At 69.7% G+C, this 1,758-nt stretch carries 1 protein-coding gene; it reads left to right on the top strand.

The annotated features are described in order from the left end of the window. The first annotated feature begins 103 nt into the window (after positions 1-103). The gene (locus J2851_RS35405; RefSeq protein WP_209774074.1) at positions 104-1,525 is read left to right on the top strand and encodes an IS1380 family transposase; all 1,422 of its coding nucleotides are present in this window, start codon (positions 104-106) and stop codon (positions 1,523-1,525) included. Positions 1,526-1,758 lie beyond the last annotated feature (233 nt).

The following is a 1,758-nucleotide window of genomic DNA, read 5'->3' as shown; positions in this document are numbered from 1 at the left end:
CCCACAATATTCACGGAGGTCGGCGTTGGAGGCTGGCGTGGAGCGAATTTCGCTGTAGGATCAAGTTGCTAGACCAAACCCGCAACGACGTCCGCGCCACGCCATGGGTGAAACGCTACCGCTGTTCTCGACGACGTTCAACCGCAGCCTGTCCGTCGAAGCCCGCCCCGAGCGCCTGACCGGCGATGCCGGTGCGGTGCTGCTGCGCGAGATCCTGGAGCGCTCCGGCATGATCGGCTGGCTGACCGAGCGCCTCAGCGATCCGCGCCGGTGCCATCTCGTCACCTACACGTTGGCCGACCTGCTGCGCACGGTGCTGATCCTCTTCGGCCAGGGCTGGCGCGACCAGGACGATGCCGACGCGCTGCGCTATGATCCCGCCCTGCGCCTGGCCGTCTCCGGCGAGCGCGGCACGACGCCGGTGGCGGCGGAGCACCACTTGGCCTCCCAGCCCACCCTGTCGCGCCTGCTCGATATCCTCAGCACCGACGCCAACCGCCGGGTGCTGCGCGAGGCGCTCGCCGAGATGGCCGGACGCCGCCTGCGGGCCGAACGTCGTGGTCATCGTCAGCGCCACCTGACCATCGACGTCGACAGCCTGCCCGTCGAGGTGCACGGCTCCCAGCCCGGCTCGGCCTGGAACGGGCACTATCACCAGCGCATGTACCACCCCATCGTCGCCTGCGCCGCCGAGACCGGCGACCTGCTCGATGCCCGGCTGCGCGAGGGCAACGCCCACACCGCTGCCGGTGCCCTCGACTTCATCCTCGATCTCGTGGACCGGGCCGAGGCGACGCTGTGTCAGGTCGCCATGGTACGCATCGACGCGGGCTTCCCGGAGGAGCGCCTGCTGTCCGGCCTGGAAGCGCGTGGCACGCCGTACGTGGCGCGGCTGAGGAACAACAAGGTCCTCGACCGGCTGGCCGCCCCGCATCTGAAGCGGCCGCCGGGGCGCCCACCGGCGGAGCCGCGGGTGTGGTTCCACGAGATGAGCTACCGGGCGGGATCCTGGTCGCGTGAGCGCCGGGTCGTCCTGGTGGTGCTGGAGCGCCCTGGCGAGTTGCTGCTCGACCACTTCTGGCTGATCACCAGCCTCAGCGTCACCGCCATGCCCGCCGTCGCTCTGCTGGAGCATTACCGCCAGCGCGGCACGGCGGAGGGCCTCTTTGGCGAGTTGATGGATGTGCTGGCGCCCGCCTTGTCCTCGGCGCCACGAACCAAACGGCACTACCGGGGGCGGCCCTTGCCGAGCTTGCCCACCGGCCTGGATGCCTTTGCCCGCAACGAAGCGCTGTTGCTGCTGCACATGCTGGCCTACGAGGTGCTGCATACCGGGCGCTGCGTGCTGGAGAGCGCCAGCAAGACGGGCTGGAGCCTGCGCCGCTTCCGCGAACGGGTACTGCGCGTGGGCGGCCGTGTCGTCGTGCACGCCCGCCGTGCTACGCTGGTGATCACCGAAACCGCCGCCCACCACTGGGCCATGCTGTGGCCGCGCTTTGAGCGGCTCGCCTGGACCGGCACGTAGCCGCCGTCAGCCCCTGCAACCGGCCCCATGATCGGCACCGCGAGAGCGGTGAACGGGACCGCATGCCTGATCGGCGGCCAAACCGCGTCGTTCCCCGCCTGACGCAGGTCGATGCCGCCTGCCCAATCTCGTTCACACCCGCCACATGCCCGCCTCAAGCTATCTGCCCCGCAATCCGACTCGTCACGGTTGCAGCGCCATCAGCCCAGTGAGGGCACTATGAATAGCGTGGG

Source organism: Azospirillum rugosum, assembly GCF_017876155.1.
GTDB classification, from domain to species: Bacteria; Pseudomonadota; Alphaproteobacteria; order Azospirillales; family Azospirillaceae; genus Azospirillum; species Azospirillum rugosum.
This window is presented reverse-complemented; position numbering and strand designations above follow the sequence as displayed.

Excerpts from the sequence above, each read along its gene's own strand:
- J2851_RS35405 (WP_209774074.1), top strand. The coding sequence starts at position 104 with ATGGGTGAAACGCTACCGCTGTTCTCGACGACGTTCAACCGCAGCCTG.